At 31.6% G+C, this 20103-nt stretch carries 15 protein-coding genes and 1 riboswitch; of the genes, 3 read left to right on the top strand and 12 right to left on the bottom strand.

Going from position 1 to position 20103, the window contains the following annotated elements; translation table 11 throughout:
* Window positions 1–389: T9SS type A sorting domain-containing protein (locus tag M3Z80_RS04840; protein ID WP_293918087.1), on the top strand; the 389-nt coding region annotated here is incomplete at its 5' end.
* 60 nt (window positions 390–449) lie between these two features.
* Here the strand turns inward: M3Z80_RS04840 and M3Z80_RS04835 are convergent.
* The 9 genes from M3Z80_RS04835 to M3Z80_RS04795 all read right to left on the bottom strand — a co-directional run bounded on the left by M3Z80_RS04835 (window position 450) and on the right by M3Z80_RS04795 (window position 14801).
* Window positions 450–1718, bottom strand: coding sequence for an APC family permease (locus M3Z80_RS04835; protein ID WP_293918085.1), 1269 nt, complete (start codon window positions 1716–1718; stop codon window positions 450–452).
* Between the two features lie 23 nt (window positions 1719–1741).
* A complete protein-coding gene (locus M3Z80_RS04830) occupies window positions 1742–4186 on the bottom strand; it encodes a TonB-dependent receptor plug domain-containing protein (RefSeq protein ID WP_293918083.1) in 2445 nt (814 codons plus the stop codon).
* Window positions 4187–4299: 113 nt separating this feature from the next.
* Window positions 4300–4400, bottom strand: a riboswitch (SAM riboswitch).
* A gap of 72 nt (window positions 4401–4472) precedes the next feature.
* Window positions 4473–5621: an MFS transporter gene (locus M3Z80_RS04825; RefSeq protein WP_293918080.1), complete on the bottom strand. Its 1149-nt coding sequence runs from the start codon at window positions 5619–5621 to the stop codon at window positions 4473–4475.
* Between the two features lie 86 nt (window positions 5622–5707).
* The gene (locus M3Z80_RS04820) at window positions 5708–8239 is read right to left on the bottom strand and encodes an ATP-dependent Clp protease ATP-binding subunit (protein WP_293918078.1); all 2532 of its coding nucleotides are present in this window, start codon (window positions 8237–8239) and stop codon (window positions 5708–5710) included.
* A gap of 160 nt (window positions 8240–8399) precedes the next feature.
* Entirely contained in the window at window positions 8400–8735 is a 336-nt protein-coding gene (locus M3Z80_RS04815) for a DUF2149 domain-containing protein (RefSeq protein WP_293918076.1), read from the bottom strand.
* 1 nt (window position 8736) lies between these two features.
* A complete protein-coding gene (locus M3Z80_RS04810; protein WP_293918074.1) occupies window positions 8737–9333 on the bottom strand; it encodes a MotA/TolQ/ExbB proton channel family protein in 597 nt (198 codons plus the stop codon).
* 41 nt (window positions 9334–9374) lie between these two features.
* Window positions 9375–10061, bottom strand: coding sequence for a hypothetical protein (locus tag M3Z80_RS04805; protein WP_293918072.1), 687 nt, complete (start codon window positions 10059–10061; stop codon window positions 9375–9377).
* 19 nt (window positions 10062–10080) lie between these two features.
* Window positions 10081–14328, bottom strand: coding sequence for a cobaltochelatase subunit CobN (locus M3Z80_RS04800; protein ID WP_293918070.1), 4248 nt, complete (start codon window positions 14326–14328; stop codon window positions 10081–10083).
* A gap of 185 nt (window positions 14329–14513) precedes the next feature.
* Window positions 14514–14801, bottom strand: coding sequence for a hypothetical protein (locus tag M3Z80_RS04795; RefSeq protein ID WP_293918068.1), 288 nt, complete (start codon window positions 14799–14801; stop codon window positions 14514–14516).
* A gap of 136 nt (window positions 14802–14937) precedes the next feature.
* Between M3Z80_RS04795 and M3Z80_RS04790 the strand changes: the two genes are divergently transcribed.
* The gene (locus M3Z80_RS04790) at window positions 14938–17109 is read left to right on the top strand and encodes a TonB-dependent receptor plug domain-containing protein (protein ID WP_293918067.1); all 2172 of its coding nucleotides are present in this window, start codon (window positions 14938–14940) and stop codon (window positions 17107–17109) included.
* A gap of 3 nt (window positions 17110–17112) precedes the next feature.
* Window positions 17113–18165, top strand: a complete 1053-nt coding sequence (locus M3Z80_RS04785) for an HmuY family protein (RefSeq protein ID WP_293918065.1) — start codon at window positions 17113–17115, stop codon at window positions 18163–18165.
* 61 nt (window positions 18166–18226) lie between these two features.
* Here M3Z80_RS04785 and M3Z80_RS04780 read toward each other — a convergent pair whose 3' ends face one another.
* The 3 genes from M3Z80_RS04780 to M3Z80_RS04770 all read right to left on the bottom strand — a co-directional run.
* Window positions 18227–19111 carry a bifunctional 5,10-methylenetetrahydrofolate dehydrogenase/5,10-methenyltetrahydrofolate cyclohydrolase gene (locus M3Z80_RS04780; protein WP_293918063.1) on the bottom strand — a complete coding sequence of 295 codons (885 nt, stop codon included), beginning with the start codon at window positions 19109–19111 and terminating at the stop codon, window positions 18227–18229.
* Between the two features lie 189 nt (window positions 19112–19300).
* Complete coding sequence (locus M3Z80_RS04775) at window positions 19301–19957, bottom strand: phosphatidylserine decarboxylase family protein (protein WP_293918061.1); 657 nt, start codon at window positions 19955–19957, stop codon at window positions 19301–19303.
* Window positions 19954–20103, bottom strand: a 150-nt coding sequence (locus M3Z80_RS04770) for a phosphatidate cytidylyltransferase (protein WP_293918089.1), incomplete at its 5' end; no start/stop codon positions are given. The genes M3Z80_RS04775 and M3Z80_RS04770, both read right to left, overlap by 4 nt.

The raw sequence follows: 20103 nt of genomic DNA, 5'->3' as shown, positions 1-20103 counted from the left end.
ATAATTTAGAATCAGGAACTTATTATGTATATGTTTATGGATATAAGAATGCTTATAAAGACAAAAAATGTTATGATTTAACTGTATATAATAAGACTCCTGACAAAAATATTAATAACGTCGATTTGCATTCTGATTTAAGTAATGAGAAAAATAAAAACTCTATAGTTATATATCCAAATCCTGTAACAGATATTATAAATATTAAAGGAATAGCTTCTGATTTACAAAAATCTACCACAGTAACTATACATGATAGAAATGGAAATGTAGTAAAAACTCTTCAAATAAATATAGAAGAAACCATCTCTATAAATGTATCAGATTTACCTCCAAATCATTATTTCTTACAGATTCAAAGTAAAATTTACAGGTTTATTAAAAAATAATAATTTTTATAATACTAAAAAAACCGAAAGAAATATCTTTCGGTTTTTTTATTTTGCAATCTAATCATGTCTTTTATTTTTATCGAAAAAATAGAGCATTATACCTACTCCTATTATACCTAATCCAATAATACTTTCTATTGGATGATTCTTAAAGGTAAAATATAATATATAAAAGCTAAACAGTAAAAAGGTGATTGGTAATAGTAAAAAAACGTTGCTTTTAAAAAAGACACGATCTTTTTTCTTTAAAAATAAGGAAGTACTTACCGCTGTCGTTGAAAGCAACTGGAGTACAAAAGCGGTATATATGAAAATTTCTTCAAATTTACCACTCAAAATAATAATAATACTAATCAACGTATGTGCTGCTATCGCCCATATGGGTATTTTATTTTTATTTTCTTTACCTAAGGATCGCCATAAATGATTTTCTTTAGCTGTTGCTTGAGTTACTCTAGACCCTACCCATAAATTAGCACTTATAGTTGCAATCAATTGTAAAGCAATAAAATAACTTATCCACTTTACTCCTTTAACACCTAATAAATTATAAAAAGCTATATTTGCGATATCTTCCTTTCCTTCCAATTGTTCAATAGAAGCATTTCTTAAAAACACAAAATTTACCAAGACATAACTTATGGTAACAAAAATAGTTCCGGTAATGATTGCTTTGGGAAGATTTATTTTAGGATTGTCAATCTCCTCCACAATATAAGATGCAGAATTCCATCCTGTATAAGCGTAAGTAACAAATACTAGTGAACTTGCAAAAGTAGGCAACATAATTTCTTGAGTCCACGAAGAATCAAATAATAGTGCATTGGATGAAGACGGCGCAAAACTGATTCCAATGATAACAAGCGAAATAATGAAAACAACTTTCAATAGGGCAAAAGTATTCTGAAAACGACTGCTTACTTTGAGGCTAAAACTTTGAAAAGAAGCAATTACAAGAATAATAAGTATGGCAAAAGTCTTTTCATTTTCTATTCCTAGATATTTAGTCATAGCCAAAGCTGACAAAGAAACCGGTCCTGAAAATCCTACAATTAAGGAAACCCAGCTTGAAACATATCCCATAACCGGATGATAAGTTCTTGAAAGATATATATAATCTCCTCCCGATTGTTTAAAATGAGCACCTAACTCTGCATATATAAAGGCTCCTATTAAAGCTAAAATACCTCCTGCAATCCATAAAAGAAGTAAAGTAATGGTATTATGAAGGTCTGTAATCTGATATCCCAAGCTGGTAAAGACACCGGTTCCAACCATATTGGAAATAACAATAGCTGTTGCTGTTTTCCAGCCAATTTTTTTCATTTTAGTTATTTAATAAAATTCTCTTAAAAATTCATAGTAAGTCTTGCAAACCAATTAGCACCGGTTGTACCCATTTGAACCGGAGCATATTTAAAAACATTATAATATGAATTTTCATAAATTTGTTTATCAGGAAAAACATCAAAAACATTATTTCCGCCAAGTGTAAATACCCAATCTTTATTAATCGTATAAGCAATACTAAAATCGGTTACCAACTTTGGATCATGATGTTGCACGCCTCCAAAAGGGTATCCATCCCTAGTAACTTTCCCAAAATAAGTATTTCTTATTAAAACATTCCATTTGGGTAAGCTGTATGTTAAGCCTAAAGATGCTTTTGCTTTAGGACTCAATGATTCTATAATATTGGTTTGATCCGGTCCAAAATATTCATCTCTATTTCCTTCAAAAACATCCGGGAAATGAAAATCTACTATCTCCGTTTCAGTATAATTTCCTGACAAGCTAATGTCTAAATTTCCTTTTCCTAAGCTTACTTTATAAATAGCGACAACATCAATTCCTTTGGTTTCTGTATCGACTGCATTTGTAAAAAATCGTGCACCTTCCACTCCATAAGATTCAACTTTAGCATTAACAAACTCACTAGTCAGTACAATTCGATCTTTAACTTTTATATAGTAGGCATCTGCCGTAACGTATATTTTATTTGTAGGTTTAAATGTCAAACCTGCGCTCGCATTTATTGATTTTTCTTCTTTAAGCTTTTCAATTCCTAAAGCTTTGGCAAGTTGACTGTCATTAGTAAAAATTCCTTTAGAAACTATGCCAGAACCTGAGTTTGCTATACTTGCAAAAGAATTATTAAAATATTGTTGTTGCAAAGATGGAGCTCTAAATCCATTGCTAAAAGCCCCTCTTACAGCAAAACCATTAAGATATTCATATCTCAGAGCCAATTTTCCTATAAAGGAATTACCAAAATCGGAATAATGCTCATATCTTCCTGCTAAATCACTGGTAAATTTTCCTTTCTTAAAAGCAATATCGGTATAACCGGAAGCATTATTCCTATCTTTTTTTAATGCATTCTGGGGTGAAAATCCTATAAAGCCTTGTGATCCCCCTTCGCCTAATATATCTGAGGGATTTGTTGAAACCGTTATCGGATTTCCAAATTTATCATAACGCATCCAAGAGCCATCCTCTCCTGCCTTAATTTCATATTGTTCATATTTAAATTCTCCTCCAAAGGCAATCGTAAATATTTCATTTATTTTTTTAGAAATATCTAAATTTAATGTATTCTGTAAAAATTCATGTCCTCCTGCTTTGAATTCGGTAGGCGAATGAACACCTAAAGAAGCATTATTAGTTTGGGAGGTTTTATAATCAAATATGTTTTCTCCAAAAGTATTACTAAGGTCTATAAACCAATTATTGTGGTTATATCGTGCACCTGTAGAATTAGAAATATCATATATGTTTGATTTTAATAACGGTTGAAAGCCTACTGGGTATAATTCCGCTACGACATTTTCTTTTTCACTAGGAAGTCTTCTGAATTCCGCTCCTTCTCCCTGCCTTAAACTGGCACCGCCGAAAGAATAAAATTCAATTTTTTCAGATAATGGGTAAATGGCATTTACAAAAAACTGCTGATTTTTGATTTGGGCATCTCCGACCCGAAATCGAAAATCCTTTTGGGAAAGCTTCTTTTCAGCCATAATCTTTTCATCATCTAATCTTGCTTGGTTGGGATCGGACGCAAAATCATAGGCAAAGTTATCTCCAAACTTATCCAGATTATTATCATAGGAACGATTCGTTTTATTTCTTTGGCTCACTACAAATGACAGATTTATACTACCTCCTTGATCTCCCAATTTTGTACCGTAGTTTCCGCTGAAATTATAATTTTCTCCATCATTTCTATTAGTTAACCCATAGGTTACTGACGCTGATCCTCCTTTATTTTTCTTTAAAATAATATTAATAACACCTGCTATAGCATCTGAACCATATTGCGCAGCTGATCCATCACGTAATACCTCTATTTTTTCAATTGAAGACACCGGTATTGCGCTCATATCCGTGCCTACTGACCCATTCCCAACTGTATTTTGATAATTTACTAAAGAAGTTGTATGTCTTCTTTTGCCATTAACTAAAACTAATACCTGATCGGGGCCCATTCCTCGTAAAGTAGCAGGGTCGATATGTTCGGTACCGTCAGAAGAAGATTGTCTAACAGAATTAAAAGAGGGAACTAAATAATTCAATAAATCATTCACTGTTAGTTGTGGAGATGATTTTTCAATTTTCCTGACATCTATTACATCAACTGCGACGGGAGAATTTACCTTAGTACGGTCGGAATTACGACCTCCTACTACCACAATCTCCTCAAGGTCTAATGAATCAACTACCTGCTTTACTTGAGCATTAAAAAAATTAGTAAATTCTAAAAGTATACTTACAATTAACAAAGAAACTTTTTTCATTATTTTTCTTACAGTTACTAAATTATATTTTATTGAAACTGTATCAAGAAAAACCAAAAAAGGAAAAAAGAAATTATTCACTAACTAACCAAACAACACACCAACTAGTGAATTACTCATCTTCCCCCATTTAGGGTTGGAATTAGCACCAAGCCCAGTCAGGCCGGTTGCCAAGGTATCATAGGGCCAGTCCCTCCTCCTTTCTTGATAAGCAATGTAAATATACCATTATTTTTATAAAAAAATAATTTTATATTATATATTTTTATCCCGAATGCTAAGGTAGTTATTTTATCTTAAAAAATCTGACTAAAAGAACTATTCCTAATCCGAATAAGGAAATAAATGCAAAAGAAACTTGTAATGAAAATTTTTCTGATAAAAATCCTATACAAGGAGGGCCTAGAAAAAAACCGATAAATCCTATGCTGGTTATTATTGTTAATGCTTGTTCAGGGGAAGTTGTTTTAGAATTTCCGGCTAAGGTATATACTAAAGGAACAATGGCAGATATTCCCAATCCAACAATTATAAAAGAAATAAGAGTGACGATAAGAGAAGGAAATAAAACAGCGCTCATCATTCCAATAAATATTAATATTCCACTATAAGTTAAAGTAATTGTACTGCCAAACTTACGAACAACAAAATCAGAAATAAATCTTCCTGACGCCATAGCTGCCATATAGGCAGTCAATCCATAACCTATATATCTTTTATCTGATTTTACTATAATTTTCATATATTCATTTGACCAGTCGGTCATGGTGCCTTCAGCGACCATAGCAAAAAAAGCTAAAAAACCTAATACTATAAGATAATTATCGGCTATTCTGAATTTTAATGTTGAGTTGCTTTCTTTTGGCTTGTCTTTATCTTCATCTGCTAATAAAAATCTGAAGAATAACAAGGATACTACTATTCCTGTGGAAGAATAGAATATAAAATGTTCAGAAGGCGGAATACTTTTGGCAATCATTATAGCTCCTAACCAAGAGGCAAAAAATCCACCGATACTCCAAGTACCATGCATTGAACCAATAATCTGTCCTTTATAAGATTTCGATACATTAACCGCTTGGGTATTAATGGCTATATTAGTTAGATTCCCTAAAGCACCGTAACATATTAAATTTAATTTCAATTGCCATAATTTTCCGCAAAATCCTATCCCTATTAAGCATATAAAATATAGAATTATACCTATAAGGGTAGATTTTTTACTTCCGATCATTTTAATTAAATGCCCAGCAAAGGGCAAGGTTATCAACGTACCTATTGATAAAAATAACAGTACCAATCCCCAATCAGCATCAGATACTTGTAAGGATGATTTTATGGTAGGAATGCGCGATGCCCAAGTTGCTGAACTTCCTCCAAAGAAAAAGAATAAAAAGGTTACGGCTATTCTGGGCAAATGCTTTTTATTAATCATGACTTATTAAAATATCAAATTTTTATCTAAAAAAAGCCTGCTTGATTCAATCAAGCAGGCTTTCACTTAATTTAATAATTAAAATTTTATTTGCTATTAGGAGATTCATTTTCAACCTCCATCACTTTTATTTCAGTGCTATCCTTTTCTTTATTTAAACCTATATATAAGTGATCTCCATCATGAATAGATGAATTAATTATCTCTTCAGCAATTACGTCTTCTACATATTTTTGTATAGCTCTTTTAAGTTGACGAGCACCAAAATTTTTGTCCCAACCTTTTTCTATGATAAATTCTTTTGCTTCCGGCGATAATTCAACTTTATAACCGATTTTAGCTATCCTATCATAAACGTTTGCTAACTCTAAATCTATGATTTTAGAAATATCATTTTTTTCAAGGTTATTAAAAATGATTACATCATCAATTCTGTTCAAAAATTCAGGAGCAAAAGTTCTTTTTAGCGCATTTTCCAGTGTCGATTTAGCTCTGATATCTGAAGAGGATTTTTTGGCAGAAGTTCCAAACCCTACTCCATCACCAAATTCTTTTAATTCACGCGTACCGATATTTGAAGTTAAGATAATTATAGTATTTCTAAAATCTACTTTTCTACCTAGACTATCGGTTACATGTCCGTCATCTAAAATTTGTAATAAAATATTAAATACGTCCGGATGTGCTTTTTCAATTTCATCTAAAAGAATTACTGCATATGGTTTTCTTCTTACAGATTCGGTAAGCTGCCCCCCTTCTTCATATCCTACATATCCTGGAGGAGCTCCTACTAATCTGGAAATAGCAAATTTTTCCATGTATTCACTCATGTCGATTCTGATAAGTGCATCGTCCGAATCGAATAATTCTCTTGCAATAACCTTTGCCAATTGAGTTTTTCCAACTCCTGTAGCTCCTAAAAATATAAATGTTCCTATAGGTCGATTAGGATCTTTTAACCCTGCTCGATTTCTTTGTATGGCTTTAACCACTTTATTAACAGCTTCGTCCTGACCTATAATTTTACCTTTCATTAAATCCTTCATTTGAGCTAATTTTTTAAGCTCTCCTTCTGCTACTCTTTGCACGGGAACTCCACTCATCATAGAAACTACTTCTGCAACATTGTCTTCGGTTACTATCTCTCTGTGCTCTCTTGAGGATTTTTCCCATTCTCTCTGTGCATTTGCTAATTTATTTTCTATTTCTTTCTCGGTATCTCTTAATTTAGCGGCTTCCTCATATTTTTGACTCTTTATGACCTTTGTTTTTTCCGCTCTAATTTTCTCAAGTTCTTTTTCATAATTAACAATTTCCTTAGGAACTTTAATATTTTTGATATGAACTCTGGATCCAGCTTCATCTAAAGCATCAATAGCTTTATCCGGCAAGTATCTATCTGTGATATACCTTGTTGTTAGATTTACACAGGCTTTTATCGCCTCATCGGTATAAGTCACATTGTGATGCTCTTCGTATTTATCTTTAATTTGATTCAAAATAATAATAGTTTCTTCCGGTGAAGTTTGTTCAACCATTACTTTTTGAAAACGTCTTTCTAAAGCTCCGTCTTTTTCAATGTATTGTCTATATTCATCTAATGTTGTAGCTCCTATGCATTGGATTTCTCCTCTAGCTAAGGCAGGCTTAAACATATTAGAAGCATCTAGCGAACCTGTGGCTCCTCCAGCTCCTACAATAGTATGAATTTCATCAATGAAAAGAATGATATCTGAATTTTTTTCAAGTTCATTCATTATTGCTTTCATTCTTTCCTCAAACTGCCCCCTATATTTGGTTCCTGCAACTAGACTTGCTACATCTAAGGTAACTACTCTTTTGTTATATAATACTCGGGAAACTTTTTTTTGTACAATTCGTAATGCCAATCCTTCTGCAATAGCAGATTTTCCAACACCTGGCTCTCCTATTAATAAGGGATTATTCTTTTTTCTCCTACTTAAAATCTGTGATACTCTTTCTATTTCCTTTTCTCTTCCTACTACAGGATCTAACCTTCCTTCCATCGCAGCTGCGGTCAAATCTCTACCAAAATTATCCAACACAGGAGTTCTACTTTTTGATTGATTGGATCTTCCTCCTTTGGGTGCTTCGTATTGATTGCCCTCACTAATGCTCTCTTCTTCAGAAAACTCATTGACTGGTTGATCGGTAAAATCCTCTTGAAATTGAAATCTGTACTCTTCCCTCACTGTATTTGCATCTATATTATACTTTTTAAAAATTTGGGTTACAGGGTCACTTTCTATTCTCAATATACATAATAACAAATGTATAGTTTCTATTTCCGGGCTTCTAAAAAGTTTTGCTTCTAAAAAGCTGGTTTTTAAAGCTCTTTCGGCAGCTTTAGTAAATGGAATACTACTCCTATCTACTTTTATATTAATGTCTGGTTTATTAAGATTTTCAATTTTTTGTTTTAATTCTCCTAAATCAACATTTAAACTTTGAAGTATGGTTATAGCTTTACTATTACCTTCACGTAAGATACCCAGTATAAGATGTTCTGTACCTAAATGGTCATTACCTAAACGTAATACTTCTTCATTACTGAAGCTTATTACATCTTTTACTTGTTGTGAAAAATTTTCGTTCATGTATGACTTACTGTTCTATATTTAACTATTTTATGATTTGAATCTTGCATTTATCATGCCAGTTTAATTATCGGTTATTTTGTCATATATTTAAGGGATATATAATCTTTTTTTATGATAAATATAACATATTATTTTAAAAAATCATATAAGGCCCATGCTATTTTTCAGGAACGTATATTATTTCTCCACTTTCAAGCTCATAGGCAATACCAACCTTTTTCCCTTTTTTACCCGATGATTTTTCTTGAGAAGGTGTATATTTATTTATTTTATTTCCTTCTTTGGTAATGATTTCCATGTCATCTTTTCCCGGATTTTTGACAATTGTAAAATCTTCTTTTGAAAAGACTTCACTCATATTTAAATTCATCACCATTGCCACCATTAAAGCTACCGCAAATACCATAGCTACATCGAACAAATTTACTATCACACTAAGTGGATCGGTATCTTCTTCTTTTAAAAATCTGTTGATTCTTTTTCTCCTTCTCATTTTAATTTATGTTTCCTGTTGCTATTCTTGCTACATAATCTAAATTATTAACCTCTTTAGCATACCATCTTTGTTTAACTTGTAAGGTTACTAATCCAATGGCACTTACTACCAATCCAACTACAGTGGTAGCAAATACTACTTGCATATTATAGGCCATGCCTGAAATATCGCCGGTAGATAATCCAACTAAAGCAGGGCTCATTGCTATTAATGTACCTATTAATCCTAATACAGGACCTAATTTTGCGAGCATTTTTGATAACGACAAATCTTTTTCCAGATCATTTTCGAAATTAGAAATAGTGAAATCCGCATATGCTTCATTAATTGTATTATCCAATAGTGATTTTAAATATTTTATATACAAAGAATTATCTTTTTTTGGCAATGCTATTTGTAATTCTTTTATGGATTCTTGAGTCAGAGTTTCAATTAGAGGATTTACTATTTTATCATTTTTTCTTTTTGTTATAAACTGATTGTAAAAACCTCCTAAGAGAAGCAACGAACGTGCAAATAAAATAAGTAAGATAATGATATCCGGAATTAATAAACTATTTGCTACCCAAAATAATACTTTTGATATAATTTCCATTTTTAGTTACTTTATTTTTATTATTTTTTTAGTTTTAACGATTATTTAATCTTTTTCAACTTCCATTTAATTCTATTTCCTAAAAAGCCTACAATAAAAAAGATAAGAAAAAGTCCTATAGATAAGAATATATATTTTAAGTTTATCGATTCTTCAGACGTTTTATATACTATTTTTCCATCAACCGTTGTAATGAGACCTAAAATACATATCAGTAGGCTAACAATAAAATGTACTTCGAGCCTTATATCAATTTCAGGAATAACTTTTTTGATAAACAAAATTCCCATAATTATAAGCAGGAGGAAAAAAAATGCATAAAGGAATGCTATAGTGAAAAAGCTTCTGCCAGTAAACGTAAAGATAGATTGGGTCAAACCATAGAATATTACTAAAAAGAGCAACAATCCCGGATAATATTTTAATACAATCATGACTAATTTACTTTTTTTCTTTCCAAACAATTCCTTCAATGCGGCAAAACAAAAGGCAAAACATATGGTGGATTCTACGGTTATAAGTACTGACATATTTTGCATCATAACCATATTAGCTAAAAAATCCTCAATCTGTGTTTTAGATTGTTTAATAGCCAAAGGATAAATCAATAATATAAAAGCTGCATACATTACTATCATTATCCCAATCTGTCCTATTTTCCAAAAACTTAGCTTAACCATGCTATTTATCACTATAAGCACCATTAATAGTTGTAGGATTAATTCCATAAGCTCAATTTATTTTATCTTAACCGTTTTTTCTTCTTTTCTTGATATAAATTATAAGTAAAATAATAACGATGCATATGCCTGCGACAATAATAATACTGTTTATATTAGTTTTTTCTGATTTAGAAATACCTTTGGATACTTCTTCTTTTTTCAGAACCATACCATCCTTGTTGGCAGATGTGGATTCTCCTACTTCTATTTTAGTAAGTTGTTGCTTATATTCTGCAGCTTGTTGATATTCTACCTTATTAGCAATATAATTCTGTAATTTTTTGTTATTCCCTGAAAATCCTGCACCGGAATGTCCAAACTCTTTCACGATCTGTGTATGTAACAAAGCCGTTTGCTTTAGTTGTTCATCAGTTGCCTTCCACATGCCTTTTCTGGATGTTTCTAACATAATCGCCGTTATTTCTTCTAATGCAGCAGGACTAACTTTTTTGAAAAATTCTTTCGTACCCAGATTAGTTTTATCTTTTACATATATATCATAAATTTGATTCCACATTTCGTTATCAATTACTTCAGGCTTCATGACATTCCAACCATAGGTATTGGTCACTACTTCTGTTATATCGGCAGCACTGGAAGCTCCTCCTTTCATTTTTTCTTTTATATATGCCGGATTGAAGATGGTCGTACGTGCTTCTACTCCAATGGCCTCTTTTAATTCCTGCATTTTGAAATTATTGTGATTTCTATAATCTGCAAAATAAGCATCAGGGTCTTTACCTGTTACATTGCGTATAGCTAAATTCATTCCTCCCATGAATTCATATACATGATCTAAGCTTAAAGCCCCCCAGGTATTACTCTGTCTAGGATGTACAACCATATCTGTATTTTTTAATACAGCTTTCAGTAAACCTTTGTGAAAATTCCCCCAGTTTTTATCACTTCCATAAATTGCTCCCATATTATTTATATAGGTTTCCGCTATTTCTTTTTCATTTTCCCATTTGTCTCCGCTGGTAACCATTTCTTGAATTCCGGTCCCATACATTCCGTTTACTCCACCAAATATACGCTGTGTAGATATTTGTCTTGCCTCTTGAGGAGATACTCCTTCATCTACCAGACTTTTTTCTATATCTAAGGTACTTTGAGCTACTAAATTTTCATATTTTGAATCTTTAGCTGAGGCTGCCATTTCAACCGCTCTGGAAATAAGAGCTAATCGAGAGGCAGCTAGATCACGAAACTGTCCGGATGTTTGTACTACAACATCGATTCGTGGCCTACCTAAAACATCAGAATCGATCAGTTGTAAATCAGATACTCTTCCAAATGCATCTCTTATAGGTTCTACTCCTAACATATATAAAACTTGAGCTATGGTTGTTCCCTCACTTTCAATAAATTCACTACTCCAGAATGTGTAATTTACTTTTTTGGGATAAGTTCCATGTTTGGCTTTATACTGAGCTAAGGTTGCATTTACAAGGTCTTTACCTCTGTCCCATGCTATTTCAGTAGGGGTAGATTCCGCATTAATGGAATATAAATTTTTACCCGTTGGCACTCCATTTGGATTGGCTACGGCATCTCCTCCTGAAGAAGGCTCTATATAACCTCCCGATAAGGCATTAATTAATGATTTAAATTCTAATTCTGGACTTAATTCCAGGTTCTTTTCATATTTTTTTATGTTAGTAATCGTTCGTTCTATTTCTATTATAGCCCTCGCTCTTGCTTTTTGTTCTTTTGTATACACCACTTCCTTTTCAGACATTCCATGCATCGTTTTCTTTTCAGAATTTGGATGATGTGGAGCTTTAGCATTTTTTTCTAAATCTTTATGATCGTGTTGTGCGGACAAAGTCGAAGCAGTATTCTTAGTATCATCTGGTTGTTTGGCATTCATTGAAGGCTTACCAGCTGTACTTTTAGTACTTTTTTTAAATTTCCTTTTCGGAGGAGATATAATTACTTTAGATTGTTCTAAATCTTTTTCTTCAATACCAGCAAAATTGCAGATTAATGTAGTATTTACTTCTTTTCCGGCTAATACTTGATTAACCAGATTTTTAGCAATATCGAGATATTTTTGTCTAAAGAAAACTTTATTTTTTAATTGTTTTTCCGTAACCTTTCCTCTTTGCTTATCTAAACTAGCTAAACTATAAGCTATTGGATCTGTACTCATAGCCAGTACTGAAGATTTTATTTTATCTTTAGAATAAGGTATTCCAGATGTATAGAGATGACCTGTCATTTTTTCATTGGAAATTTCTTCCGCGAAATTTTCAATTCTTTCAATTTCCTCAAATTTATAAGGTCTTGTAAGAATGCTGTCTAAACGCAAATCTCTATGAAGTCCCATTTTTACCGCTATTTTTTTCACTTCTAACGATGCTACGGGTTGATTTTTTTCTTCAGATTTATAGTAATATTGAATCTTATCCTGCAATTGCTTAAATTGAGTACGGGTCTCACTTTCCATAAATGCAGGGGTTAAATAAGATATAAGAGTAGCATAGGAACGTCTCTTAGCCATCATACTTTCTCCGATATTTCCTATGGTATAATAATAAAAATGAGGTAAAGTCCCAACTAATCGATCCGGCCAGTCATTATTGCTTAATGCAACTTGTTTTTGTGGAGTAAACTCAAGACTTCCATGGGTACCAAAATGAATAAGTGCATCAGCACGGAAACCATTCTGAACCCACAAGTATGATCCTATGTAGGTATGAGGGGGTGCACTTTTTGCTCCATGTATAATTGCAAAGCTGTCCTCTCCCAACCCTGCCATAGGCTGCGGTAACAAAACAATATTGCCAAATTGAATTCTAGAAATTGCTAAATATGAATTCCCGTTTATATTTTTACTCATATAATTACCTGGTGCATCTCCGTAAATAGAAGTTACTTCTTCATATTTCTCCTGAGTAAGCGTCTTTTTCGCCCAGGATTCATATGTATTTTTATCGATCAATTCTGGATTTCCATTTTTCAAAAATTCGTCAAAGGCACCATGTGCATATGTACTCATTACAGAACCTTGAACCATGAGCATGCGTTCGAATTCCTGGACGTTATCGGGTAAATTATCTACTTTATAACCTTCTTGCTTTAATCTTTTTAAAAAATTATACAGTGAAGGTACAGTCTCTAATCCCTGAGCAGTTAAAGATTCTTTCCCTGGACCTTTATAATAATAGATTGCGATTTTTTTGTCTTCATTCTTTTTCTTCTTCAGTTCTATAAAATTGTTAATAATTTGTATAAAATTGGTCAGCCTTTCAGGTACTGCTTTAAACAGGTATAGGTTTTTCCCTGTTAATTCTTGTGTATTTAAAACATAGGGATAAACAGATCCGTCTAATTCCGGCATAACTACACTTTGAGAAAGAAAACCTCCCATCATTCCCATAGGATCATTTATCCATTCTTCTTTTGTTTTTAAAATCGTAAGCGGAGTAAAAACAGGAATATTCCTTTCTTTTAACCAGTTAATTGCTTCCTCTGCATTTCCTAATGCTAATCTTCCGTGTGCAAAATGGATAACGGCATCGGGTTGTATTTCTTTCAAAAATTCAAGTCTTTCAAAAGTGGATGAAACAGGGTATACATTAAATCCTCTTTTTTGTAAGGAAACGATTAGACTATCTAGATTGTCTCTATTTCCGCTATACGGATCATTTAACCCTCCTAGAATTGCTATCTTGGAAGCTCCCTCTTTATAAAATTTTTTGTTCTTAAGGTACGCTTCGTATTCATTTATATTTTTAAAGGAAACATTTTCATCTATATGATAATATACATCTTCGGCTGTTTCCACAGCTGGATCCGGAGAGTATACAAAGAATCTTTTCTTATCAATATTTTTACGGACATATCGAGCAAGACTTTGATAGTTTTTTTTATTTCCACTATCCATATAAGACTCGATAGCTTTTCTTTTAATACTGTCTAAATTACAGAGATTATTTTCTGGATTGGTAGCACGGTATATATAGAAGGGAATTCCATCCTCCATTATTTTTTTTAACTGTTCCCTATCCTCAGCACTAGCCTTCATTCCCATACCAAAACCTAAAATAAAGTCATAATTTTTTAGTTTCGACAAATTATCTAAGGATACTTCTTCGAATTGTATGAATTTATCTTTATTGGATTGTATAAGACTTGTGGTTTGAAATTTTTGGAAATTAACCAAAGCTATTTTAGTTGGAGAGGCTGTTTTTTCCCAAACTATCCAGCCTGTTACTAGTAAAAGCATGCATAATAAAACGCTGAATAAGAGCTTCTTTTTTTTCATTTTTATAATATTTATGTAAAATATGATTGTTATTTATTTTTATTATTTTTTATCTTAGTCAAATAATTATTTCTACTTCTGCTTATTGGCTAGCTGTCCAAGAGAGTATTTACTCCTTTCAGATATTAAATTTTACTTTTATTTGAATAAATTAATGCTTGTCGCTAGACCTAAATTTATAAATATCAGACAGTCTGAATGATAATAAAATACCCCTCTTTTATATTTTTTAATTTATGATAGTAATAATTTATTTTTATCAATTTGAAATTCTTAAAAAACTGCTCAATTTTTTTTTGATTTTTCCCTAATGAATTTCTTTGTATATCAATTGTTTTTTGAATAATAAAAATGACATGAGACCATTTATTGATAATATTTGATAAGTTCAATGAAATATTGAGAATTTTATCTTTTTGGCGCTGTACATTTACTTGCTTTAACCAAACATGTAAAGACATAATCCTTTTCATACTGTTAAGTTTTTTGTTCATTTTATTTTGCGCAAATATAAATATTATTTAGAATTGTTCTCAATTATATTTATAATTATTCTAAATAATATTTAGAACTATTCTAAATTATTTTTACTTTTGTCAAAAAAAAACTATGAAAAAGAATAGCTACAAAAAGTTCTTTTTATTTTCATTAACGATAATAATATGTTCTTTTACTTATTCACAGGAAACTAGGGATAAGGAAAATAAAGAAAAAGATATTGATGAGGTTGTTGTAACCGGACAATATCAGCAACAAAGTGTTAATAAGTCCATTTACCAAGTTGAAGAAATTTCTCAAGAAGATATGAAAACTAGAGCTGCTACGACGATATCGGACATTTTAAGTTATTATCTGAATTTTATAACCATACCCAACAGCAAAAACGGAGATTCCGAGGCTTCACTTTTCGGCTTGGATGGTCAATATTTTAAAGTATTAATTGATAATATACCTATGGTTAGCGACTATGGAATGGGTTCGAATGTCGATTTAACTAAAATTAATTTAGATAATGTTGAAAGAATTGAAATTGTACGAGGTAGTATGGGAACTGATTACGGTTCTAATTCTCTTACCGGTGTTATTAACATTATCACCAGAAAGAAGATTAATTCAAAATGGAAAATTAACGGATATTTACAAGAAGAAACTGTAGGTAAAGAGTACGATTGGAAGGAACAAGGAAGGCATATTCAATCATTTGATATTTCTCATTCCTTATCCGAAAAATGGTATATTTCCATAGGAGCTAATCGTAATGATTTTAAAGGCTATTTTGGTAATAAAGAAGGAAAGAGATATTTTGAAAATGATGGGAAAAGAGGGTATGAATGGTTACCTAAAGAACAATGGAATTCAAATGCTCTGATCAATTATAAATCAACAAATTTTAATGCTTTTTACAATTTACAATACTTAAATGAATTAACCAACTATTATAATCCTATAGTTGATTACAGATCTCTTTCTGATGGAGGGCTTTTCACTTATGCTTCTAAAGACAGAAATTACAAAACAGATCGTTGGCTCCATCATTTATTTTTAAATGCTAAACTATTTAATTATTTAAATTATAACGGAGATTTTTCCTATCAAAAACAAAGTCGTAAAAGCAGAGATTATGTTTATGACATAGGAATGAGAGAAACTTTCGGAAAGAAAGATGCTTATAAAAAATATGCAGGCACGGAAGCTTGGTATACTCGTGGAACATTTACATCACCCTCAATGAGTAAATTTTTATCTTATCAAATCGGTTATGAATTTAATTTTATAGAAGGACTAAGATCTGCTAATTCCAGTTCTATTGGAGGAATGAATACTTCAGGTTTTCAGAAAGATTTACGAAAACATTTAGACAATTATGATGTATTTGGTTCCACTGAGATTAAGGCAAGCCCCGAGATTTCTTTAAAGCCCGGGTTCAGAGCTAGCTTTAACACGAAATTTGAAAATCAATATTCTTATTCGCTTGCTATGAAATATCAATTATCCCCCAATTCAAATTTCCGAACAGAAATAACCACAACAAATCGTACACCAAATTTTGATGAGTTATATACTTATTTTGTTGATACCAATCATAATGTACAAGGAAATGAAGATTTAATTCCTGAAAAAGGATATTCCAGTTCTATTTATTGGAATCAAAAATTCAAATCTAAGGATAACTTCAAAGGCGATATTACATTAAGCACGCTTTATATCAATCTCAAAGATAGAATTGAACTCGCAACTGTAAATATGCAGCCTTTAGAATATAAGTATTTGAATGTAGATAAATTTAAGAGATGGGGAGTTCAATTAAATTCTAATATGAGAATAAATAATATTCATTTTAATTTGAATGCTTCTTATTTCGGAGTTTCCAGAACGTTAGAAGATAACATTAACGGAATTCATATTACCACTCCTGATAACGATTATCTATACACATTTCAGCTAAACTCAAATCTTAATTACACTTTAAAAAAATGGGGAACAACCTTTTCTCTCTTTTATAAATACAATGGGAAAGAGTCTTCTTATGTCTTGGATTCTAAAACTGATTCCTATTATTTAGGAAAACAAGATGACTTTAATTTACTTGATTTTTCTGTAAGAAAATCATTTTTTAACAAATTTATTGAATTGACAGCGGGTGTACGAAATATTTTTGATGTTAAAAAGGTAAATACGACTGCTGCGCAAAGTGGCGCTCATGATGGACCTATAAAAAGTATTAATTTATTTTACGGTAGATCGTACTTCGCTAAACTTGGATTTAATTTTAATATATAACTCATGAAAAAATATTGTTTTTGCATACTTACCTCTTTCTTTATCATTCTCAGCTGTAAAGAAGATGACAGTCCTATATATGTTCCACAGCCCGGAGCCATACTAGACATTCCTGTCGGAGGTCCTACGGAACCGAATCAGGTTTGGGTAGATTTGGATCAAAGCAGAGTCAACGTAAATCAACGAGACATTTGGGATTTCGGGTTTTATGGTGGAGATCAATTTCGTGTAATTTTAAATAATTCTATCTTAATGGCTGCTGCAAAGTTGAATAGTATTTCTATTGATGAAGTTAATGAATCCGATGTTGCTTCTCTAAAATCGCTGGTAACTGTTGGTGATTTCCAACCAGATAATGTAAAGTATGTAGATGATATAATGGGAAATTATCTAGATCGTACCGCTATAGACGAAATCAGTTTAAAAGAAGATGAAAATCATGTTTATCTTATTAATATGGGACACTCGGTTTACCAAAATAATACGGATGATCTAAAGGTTGTCGGAGAACATAGGGGTTGGAAAAAAATTAGGATACTTAGAAATGATTCTAACAGCTATAAAATTCAATATGCTGATATTTCTGACACTACCCATAAGGAGATGATTGTTAAAAAAGATAAAGATTATCATTTTTCTTATATTAGTTTAGCTCACGGAATTGTAAATGTTCAACCTCCTAAAGATCTGTGGGATATGTGTTTTACTGTATTTATTAACGAAAATAAAGGACATGGTACGTATACGTTCTCGGATTTCGTTATAATTAATACGATGAATAATACAGGCGCGTATCAAGCAAACATATCTGAAGTAGGTAGTTACGAAGATTTTACTAAAGAAAAGGTGGATCCTACCAAATTTGTTTATAATGACCATCGGGTTATCGGCTCTAGTTGGAGGACAACTTATGGGGGAGCTAAGGTATATACTGATAGATTCTATGTGCTTAAGGATTCAAAAGGGAATTTGTTTAAATTGAAATTTTTGAATATGACTGATAAAGATGGACGAAGAGGATATCCTAAATTCGAATATAGCTTGCTCATTAATTAATTTATTTATTTATAATTTGAAAACAGGTTGTTGTAAAAAAATCAACAGTCTGTTTATTTTTTTATTTACTTATATTTTGGGTGTAGGCAAATAAGGTATTCTTTAAGAGCATAGCTCTGGTCATGGGGCCTACTCCACCTGGAACAGGTGTAATCCAAGATGCTTTTTCTGCCACTTCCGGAAAATCAACATCACCTGCTAGATAATAGCCTTTTTCTTTGGTTGGATCTTCTAATTTAGTAATTCCCACGTCCACTATCACTGATCCTTTTTTAATCATATTGGCTTTTAAAAAATGAGGTACACCTAAAGCGGTAATAATAATATCGGCATTTTGAGTATGTTTAGCTATATTGACGGTTTTAGAGTGAACTAATGTAACTGTTGCATCTCCTGGATATCCTTTTTTGCTTAATAGAATACTCATGGGGCGTCCTACAATCCTGCTTCTTCCTATAACAACTACCTCTTTACCTTCGGTAGGTATTTCATATCTAGATAGCATTTCCATAATACCATAAGGAGTTGCCGGTAAAAAACTTTCTATTTCCAAAGCCATTTTTCCAAAATTAGTAGGATGAAAACCGTCTACATCTTTTTCCGGATTAATAGCCATTATAATTTTTTCTTGATTTATATGCTTAGGAAGAGGTAACTGAACTATGAATCCATCTAGATCATCGGCCTCATTAATCTTTTTTATTTCTTGTAATAATTCTTCTTCAGTTATCGTACTCTTAAGTTTTATTATTGATGATGTAAAACCTACAGCCTGACAATCTTTAATTTTATTATTTACGTAAGTTTGGCTTGCAGGATTATCACCTACAAGAACTGCTAATAAATGAGGTTGACGATGTCCTTGGTTTATATATTGGGAAACTTCTTCTTTAATTTCTTGTTTTATTTGTTTAGATAATTTAATACCATCTAAAATATTCGCCATAATTCAATTATTATTTAGTTTGGCAAATGTAAAAAATTAACTCTTATATGTTTATATTTAAATAGTTAAGATTTTCAATTTTGTTAAAATTAAACTAAATAAATTTTTATAAAAAATTAAAGGTAAATGTAGAAATATATAATAAAAGTATATATTTAAATCAATTATCTAAGTTATATTATTTAAATTTTAATTCCTCAATCTGGCAATTACTTTTTCACCACCATTTAATATAACATCCCCAACTTTAACTAAAATTTCAGTTTTTAAAGGAAGAAATACATCCATCCTTGAACCAAATTTAATAAATCCGAATTCCTTACCTGCAACAGCCATATCCCCTATTTCTGAATATATAACAATTCTTCTAGCCATAGCACCTGCAATTTGCCTAAATAAAACCTTTTGATTAAAAGGTGTTTCAACTGCTACGGTAGTTCTTTCATTTAATTCTGAAGATTTTTCATGCCAGGCCACTAAGAACTTTCCGGGATGGTATTTTTTGAATATAACTTTTCCACTGACAGGATACCTACATACATGTACATTTAAGGGAGACATAAATATAGATACTTGTATACAATTGGTTTTAAGAAATTCTTTTTCGTAAACTTCCTTTACTATAACTACTTTACCATCTACCGGAGCAATTATCTCATTCTCTTTAGCATCATAATTTCTAATTGGATTTCTGAAAAACCAAACAGTAAAAAATAAAAGGATAATGAATGGTATTGCAATTATAAGCCCCCAATATTTAAGAAAATAAAGTGCAAGTATACTTACCAGAATACTTGTTATAAAACTAATTCCTATAAAGGGCTTTCCTTCCTTGTGTAATCTCATATGATAGCACTTAATAAATAATAGGTAAATATTGCAGGAACACATAAGATAAAACTATCTAATCGATCCAACAATCCACCGTGTCCTGGAATTAAATTCCCGGAATCTTTTACAGAAAATTTTCTTTTCAGCTTTGATTCGGCTAG

The organism is Apibacter sp., from assembly GCF_025291155.1.
Taxonomy (GTDB): domain Bacteria; phylum Bacteroidota; class Bacteroidia; order Flavobacteriales; family Weeksellaceae; genus Apibacter.
The sequence above is the reverse complement of the archived record's forward strand: the minus strand, read 5'-3'. Positions and strand labels throughout refer to the sequence as shown.

Excerpts from the sequence above, each read along its gene's own strand:
- M3Z80_RS04815 (WP_293918076.1), bottom strand. The coding sequence starts at position 8,735 with ATGAGAAGGAGAAAAAGAATCAACAGATTTTTAAAAGAAGAAGATACC.
- M3Z80_RS04830 (WP_293918083.1), bottom strand. The coding sequence starts at position 4,186 with ATGAAAAAAGTTTCTTTGTTAATTGTAAGTATACTTTTAGAATTTACT.
- M3Z80_RS04810 (WP_293918074.1), bottom strand. The coding sequence starts at position 9,333 with ATGGAAATTATATCAAAAGTATTATTTTGGGTAGCAAATAGTTTATTA.
- M3Z80_RS04790 (WP_293918067.1), top strand. The coding sequence starts at position 14,938 with ATGAAAAAGAATAGCTACAAAAAGTTCTTTTTATTTTCATTAACGATA.
- M3Z80_RS04805 (WP_293918072.1), bottom strand. The coding sequence starts at position 10,061 with ATGGAATTAATCCTACAACTATTAATGGTGCTTATAGTGATAAATAGC.
- M3Z80_RS04825 (WP_293918080.1), bottom strand. The coding sequence starts at position 5,621 with ATGATTAATAAAAAGCATTTGCCCAGAATAGCCGTAACCTTTTTATTC.
- M3Z80_RS04785 (WP_293918065.1), top strand. The coding sequence starts at position 17,113 with ATGAAAAAATATTGTTTTTGCATACTTACCTCTTTCTTTATCATTCTC.
- M3Z80_RS04835 (WP_293918085.1), bottom strand. The coding sequence starts at position 1,718 with ATGAAAAAAATTGGCTGGAAAACAGCAACAGCTATTGTTATTTCCAAT.
- M3Z80_RS04820 (WP_293918078.1), bottom strand. The coding sequence starts at position 8,239 with ATGAACGAAAATTTTTCACAACAAGTAAAAGATGTAATAAGCTTCAGT.
- M3Z80_RS04780 (WP_293918063.1), bottom strand. The coding sequence starts at position 19,111 with ATGGCGAATATTTTAGATGGTATTAAATTATCTAAACAAATAAAACAA.
- M3Z80_RS04795 (WP_293918068.1), bottom strand. The coding sequence starts at position 14,801 with ATGAAAAGGATTATGTCTTTACATGTTTGGTTAAAGCAAGTAAATGTA.
- M3Z80_RS04800 (WP_293918070.1), bottom strand. The coding sequence starts at position 14,328 with ATGAAAAAAAAGAAGCTCTTATTCAGCGTTTTATTATGCATGCTTTTA.
- M3Z80_RS04775 (WP_293918061.1), bottom strand. The coding sequence starts at position 19,957 with ATGAGATTACACAAGGAAGGAAAGCCCTTTATAGGAATTAGTTTTATA.